Below are 6,000 nucleotides of genomic sequence, written 5' to 3'. Positions count from 1 at the left end.
ATTCTTCATTATTAATCCTTAATTTCTAAGGATTAAAGCTGTTTTTATAGAAAATTTATTTTCCAGAGCATATATTAAGTTTTCGCATTGTATGCTTATATAGGACTTTATTAAAGACTAACAATAAAAATTGTTAGTCTTTAATAAAATTTACGTAAATTTAATTATTATTTTTTACTATAATGAGTGTGAAGAAGTTCATGAGATTTTTTACTATAAGGCTCTCCTAAAAACTCATCATAAAGTTTTATGATATATGGATTTTCATGAGATTTTCTTATGGATTTATTTTTATCTTCTTTATATAATGCAGCTCTACGTTTTTCAAGAATAGAAGTATCGTCTTTAGAATAAGGCTGACCACCTCCATTAATACAGCCACCAGGGCATGCCATTATTTCAATTAAATGATAATTAGCAGTGCCATTTTTAATTTTTTCAAGTAAGCTTCGTGCATTCCCGAGACCACTTGCAATAGCCACATTAACATAGATATCTTTAATTTTTATAGTAGCTTCTTTAACACCATCTAAACCCCTAACAGAAGTAAAATCTAAATTTAAAAGTTCCTCTTTAGTAATCCATTCATACGCTGTACGTAATGCGGCCTCCATAACTCCACCGCTAGCACCGAAGATTGTGCCAGCACCAGTAGATTCGCCTAATGGATTATCAAAGATATCTTCATCTAAAGAGGTTAGGTTAATCCCAGCTTCTCTTATCATTTTTGCCAGTTCCCTTGTACTAATAACAATATCAACATCTGGAATTCCATCTCTAGACATTTCTGGTCTTGAAGCTTCATATTTTTTGGCAAGACAAGGCATTACCGAAACAACTACTAAGTTTTTAGGATCAATATTCATCTTCTCAGCCCAATAGGTTTTAGCAATAGCTCCCCACATTTGCTGAGGAGATTTACAGGTTGAAGGTACGTCTAGTAAATCATGGAACTGATGTTCAAAGAATGAAACCCATCCAGGACAACAGCTTGTTAACATAGGAAGTTTTCCGCCATTTTCAAATCTATGAATAAATTCAGCAGCTTCTTCCATGATAGTAAGGTCTGCACCAAAATTAGTATCAAATACATAATCAAAACCAATTTTTCTTAGTGCTGAAACCATTTTTCCTGTAACGGGGTTATCACCATCTATACCAAATTCTTCTCCTAGTGCTGCCCGTATTGCAGGTGCCGTTTGAACGACTACAATCTTATCCTTTTGATTTATTGCTCTCCAAACCTTTGAAGTGTTATCTACTTCAGTTAGTGCACCAGTTGGGCAAACAGAAACGCATTGACCACAGAAAGTACAGCTTGTCTCAGTCATAGGTTCGCCAAAAGCGGGAGAAATAACAGTTTGGAATCCTCTTTCTACAGCACTCAATACCCCTACAGTTTGAACTACATCACACATAGTGGTGCATCTTCTACACAATATACATTTATCTAAATCTCTAACAATTGAATTACTTGATGTATCTAAGGGATAAGTAGACATCTCCCCAAAGTAAGGTATTTCCCTTATACCTAAATCAGCTGCCAACTTTTGAAGCTCACAATGCATGCTTTTATGACAAAGCAAGCAATCTTGTGGATGATCTGAAAGCAATAATTCCACTACTGCTCTACGAGAAGCAATTGCTCTGGCAGTATTAGTTTTTACTACCATACCATTTTGAACTATAGTAGAACAAGCAGGTGCAAGATTTCTTCTTCCCTCTATTTCAACTACGCAAACTCTACAGGAAGCAGGCTGATTTTTAGTTTTATCATCATGCAATTTTAAATAACATAAATTTGGTATATTTATATTAAGTTTTTTAGCAGCATCTAGCACTGTTGAACCTTCTTGAATAGATACATCTATATCGTTTATTTTAAGTGAAACTAAACTCATTTTTATACCCCCTTTTCTACATTATTTAAGTACAATAGCATCAACGGGACAACTTACCTTGCAGTTACCACATTTTATACATTTTTCCTGATTTATGCTATGACGAACTTTCACCTTACCAGTAATACAATTTACTGGACATTGTCTTGCACATTTAGTACATCCTATACATTTATCTGTAATTACATATTTAAGTAAATCCTTACAAACTCCTGAAGGACAAGTTTTATCAAATACATGAGCTTCATACTCATTCATAAAATATTTCATAGTGCTTAATATAGGATTAGGAGCAGTTTGCCCAAGTCCGCATAATGAGGTATCTTTAATAATCTCTGAAAGTTCTTTTAGTCTTTCAAGAGTTTCAGCATCGCCTTTTCCTTTAGAAATTCTATCTAACATTTCCAATAAACGAGTAGTTCCAATTCTACAAGGAGTACATTTACCACAAGATTCTTCTCGCGTGAATTCAAGATAGAATTTGGCTATATCTACCATACAGTTATCCTCATCCATAACTATCATTCCGCCAGATCCCATCATTGATCCAATAGAATTTAAGGATTCGTAATCTATAGGAGTATCAAGATATTGGGAAGGAATGCATCCACCAGATGGACCACCAGTTTGCACTGCTTTAAACTTGCGGTTGTTTTTAATCCCTCCGCCAATGTCGTATATTATTTCATTCAATGTCGTACCCATTGGTACTTCAACTAGCCCAACATTATTTATTTTACCTGCTAACGCAAAAACTTTAGTACCTTTAGAGGTGGCTGTACCAATTTTATTATACCAATCAGCACCTCTGTTTATAATTACAGGTATAGAGGCAAGAGTTTCTACATTATTAACACAGGTTGGTTTACACCATAACCCTGATTCTGCAGGAAATGGAGGTTTATTGGTGGGTTCTCCTCTTTCTCCTTCAATAGAGTGAATTAATGCAGTTTCTTCGCCGCATACAAAGGCACCAGCACCATATTTAATTTGTATGTCAAAATTAAAACCAGTATTTAAAATATTTTCCCCTAATAATCCTAATTCCCTTGCTTGTTTAATTGCAATTTGTAGTCTACTGATAGCAAGAGGGTATTCAGCTCTTATATAAACACAGCCAATAGAAGCTCCAATTGCATAACCAGCAATTGCCATTGCTTCTATAACACTATGAGGATCACCTTCTAATATAGAACGATCCATAAATGCTCCAGGATCACCTTCATCTGCATTACAAATTATATATTTTTCATCAGATTCATAACTTTTAGCCATGCCCCATTTTTTGCCGGTAGGGAAGCCACCACCGCCTCTACCACGTAGGCCGGAATCGTTAATTATATTTATAATCCCATCTTGGCCTAATTCTGTTAAAGATTTTCCAAGAGCAAGATATCCGTTTTCAGTAATATATTCTTGTATATTTTCAGGATCTATTAATCCACAATTTCTTAAAGCAATTCTTACTTGTTTTTTATAGAAAGTCATTTCATCCTGTGTTTTAACTTTTTTACTTATGGTAGGCTCCTCATATAATAATCTTTCTAGAATCTCACCATTAACTAAATGAGATTCTACAATTTCTCTAGCATCTTTTGGAGAAACATGAACATAAAAGACATCATCAGGGGTAATTTTTACTATAGGACCTTTTTCACAAAATCCAAAACAGCCAGTTGTAGTTACAAAGATTTCTTTTGAAAGACCAAAATCTTCAATTTCTTTGATTAGATTTTCTTTGATTAGATCACTTTCAGCGGATTTACAGCCAGTTCCACCGCAAATTAATATAACCTTCTTATATTGATCTTTACTATAATCATAATCGTCACAGCCAGTAGATTTTCTTATATTTAATAAATTTTTGTTATCATTATGAATTTTTTTTAGTTCTTCAAATGAAGCTATTTTATTCAAGATACCACCTCCTAATTAGTATATTCCTTAAGGATTTGCGAAACCTTGTCCACTGTTACATGACCATAAACTTTGTCATTAACAGATACTACTGGTGCAAGTCCACAAGCCCCAACACATCTTAGTGAGCCTAAAGTGAATTTCATATCTTCTGTAGTCTTACCACAAGCTATACCTAGCTGATTTTCAAACTCCTTTAAAACGTCACCAGCACCTCTAACAAAACAAGCAGTACCCAAACATACATTTATGACATACTCTCCTTGAGGTTGAGTTTTAAAAAATGAATAAAATGTAACTACTCCGAATACTTTAGAAGCAGGAATGTCCAATTTTTTAGAAACAAAAAGTTGAACTTCTTCTGATAAGTATCCAAATATACTTTGTGCTTTATGCAAAACTTCTATAAGTGCACCTTTTTTATTAGGAAGTGAGAGTATAAATGTTTCTAACTCTAAAAATTTTTCATCTTTTTCATGACAACAGCACAATTAAAAAACCCCCTTATCATTTAATGTTATTTTTAATAATAAAATATGAAATCTCTAAAGAATTTAGGATATGTAATATATTATGATGGAACATTTAAAATATTATGAAAATTTATTTAAAAATATTATATATTATGAATAATTAAAATGTAAAGTTTTTTTTATAGATGATAAATTAAAATCCCAAAAGCATCTATGATATAATTTATATAAAATGTAGAGGAGGGGATGGCATGATTTATAATTTTGATGAAAGTATAGATCGAAAAAATACAGGATGTATTAAATTTGATGGATTAAAAGAACGATTTGGAGTAGAAGATTTAATTCCTATGTGGGTTGCAGATATGGATTTTCCAGTAGCTGAGCCTATAATTGAGGCTATAAAACATAGAGCAGAGCATCCTATATTAGGATATGCTAAGTTTGAAGATAGTTATTATGATGCTATAGTTTATTGGATGAAAAATAAGCATAATTGGAATATAAAGAAAGAATGGATATGCTTTACTCCAGGTGTTGTTTCAGCATTAAATTATGCAGTTCAAGCATTTTCCTCTCAAGGAGATGAAATAATAATACAAACGCCGGTATATGCACCATTTTCAAAAGCAATTAGATTTAATGGAAGAACTATTGTTAATAACCCATTAAAGTATGAAGATAATAATTATACTATGGACTTTGATGATTTAAAAAGAAAAATAACTCCAAGAACTAAGCTGTTATTTTTATGTAATCCTCACAATCCTGTAGGAAGAGTTTGGACTTTAGAGGAATTAAAGACTTTAGGTGAAATATGTATAGCTAATAATATAATTATAGTATCTGACGATATACATTTTGACTTAATATACAGTGGATACAATCACACAGTAATTGCTTCAATTAGTGAAGCTTTTGAGGAAAATTCTATTATTTGCACCGCTCCAAGCAAAACTTTTAATATTGCGGGATTACAAGTTTCTAATATTATTATTGCAAATAAAGAATTGAGAAAAAGATTTAAAATTACTTTAGAAAATAATGCTGTATTTGGAGCAAATGTATTTGGGATAGAGGCCTTAAAAGCATCATACTATTACTGTGATGATTGGTTATCTCAATTAATGATATATTTAGAGGAAAGTTTAAATTATGTAATAGATTTTATTGAAAATTATATACCAAAAATAAAAGTTATAAAGCCCCAGGGAACTTTTATAATTTGGCTAGACTGTTCTAATTTAAACATGAATGAAAAAGAAATTAAAGAATTTTTTATTAGAAAATGCAGACTAGGTCTTGATGAAGGAAGTATATTTGGACAAGAAGGAAAATATTTTATGAGAATGAATATAGCATGTTCTAAAAAAATTATTGAAGAAGCTCTAAATAGAATTAAAGTGGAAGCTGATAAGTTAAAATAAATAATAGAAGCATAGAATTACTAATAATAACTAAGATGCCAAAAGTAATTAAAAAGTTGCAAAAATAAGAATAAATTAATATAAGTAAATAAAAAGGTTCTTCTACAATTTTAAGAAGGGCCTTTTATTTATGTAAAAAATATATTATTTAAAACTTATTTTCATATTTAAGGGAATGACGAATCAGACAAATTGTATAGAGTTAGTTAACATAATTACAATTATGACTGTTAAATTTTAAAGTAAACTAAAATATGAGATAAAAATTAAATTTATAAGATG

4 protein-coding genes are annotated in these 6,000 nt (G+C 31.4%); 1 reads left to right on the top strand and 3 read right to left on the bottom strand.

What is annotated here, in order from left to right:
• Positions 1-167: 167 nt before the first annotated feature.
• Genes B2W91_RS11375 through B2W91_RS11365 form a run of 3 tightly spaced genes read right to left on the bottom strand, consistent with a single transcriptional unit; the run spans position 168 to position 4,309 of the window.
• Entirely contained in the window at positions 168-1,901 is a 1,734-nt protein-coding gene (locus B2W91_RS11375; RefSeq protein WP_291580924.1) for an NADH-dependent [FeFe] hydrogenase, group A6, read from the bottom strand.
• Positions 1,902-1,922: 21 nt separating this feature from the next.
• On the bottom strand, positions 1,923-3,818 hold the full coding sequence (locus tag B2W91_RS11370) for an NADH-quinone oxidoreductase subunit NuoF (RefSeq protein WP_291580922.1): 1,896 nt from the start codon (positions 3,816-3,818) through the stop codon (positions 1,923-1,925).
• Between the two features lie 11 nt (positions 3,819-3,829).
• A complete protein-coding gene (locus B2W91_RS11365; protein ID WP_291580920.1) occupies positions 3,830-4,309 on the bottom strand; it encodes a complex I 24 kDa subunit family protein in 480 nt (159 codons plus the stop codon).
• Positions 4,310-4,542: 233 nt separating this feature from the next.
• On the opposite strand from B2W91_RS11365, the gene B2W91_RS11360 reads away from it, so the two are divergent.
• Complete coding sequence (locus B2W91_RS11360) at positions 4,543-5,718, top strand: MalY/PatB family protein (protein ID WP_291580918.1); 1,176 nt, start codon at positions 4,543-4,545, stop codon at positions 5,716-5,718.
• Positions 5,719-6,000: the final 282 nt, after the last annotated feature.

This window comes from Clostridium sp. UBA6640, assembly GCF_002455975.1.
In the GTDB taxonomy this organism is placed as follows: Bacteria; Bacillota; Clostridia; order Clostridiales; family Clostridiaceae; genus Clostridium_J.
Note: the sequence above shows the minus strand (reverse complement) of the source record. Positions and strands in the feature narration are given on the sequence as shown.

Excerpts from the sequence above, each read along its gene's own strand:
- B2W91_RS11360 (WP_291580918.1), top strand. The coding sequence starts at position 4,543 with ATGATTTATAATTTTGATGAAAGTATAGATCGAAAAAATACAGGATGT.
- B2W91_RS11375 (WP_291580924.1), bottom strand. The coding sequence starts at position 1,901 with ATGAGTTTAGTTTCACTTAAAATAAACGATATAGATGTATCTATTCAA.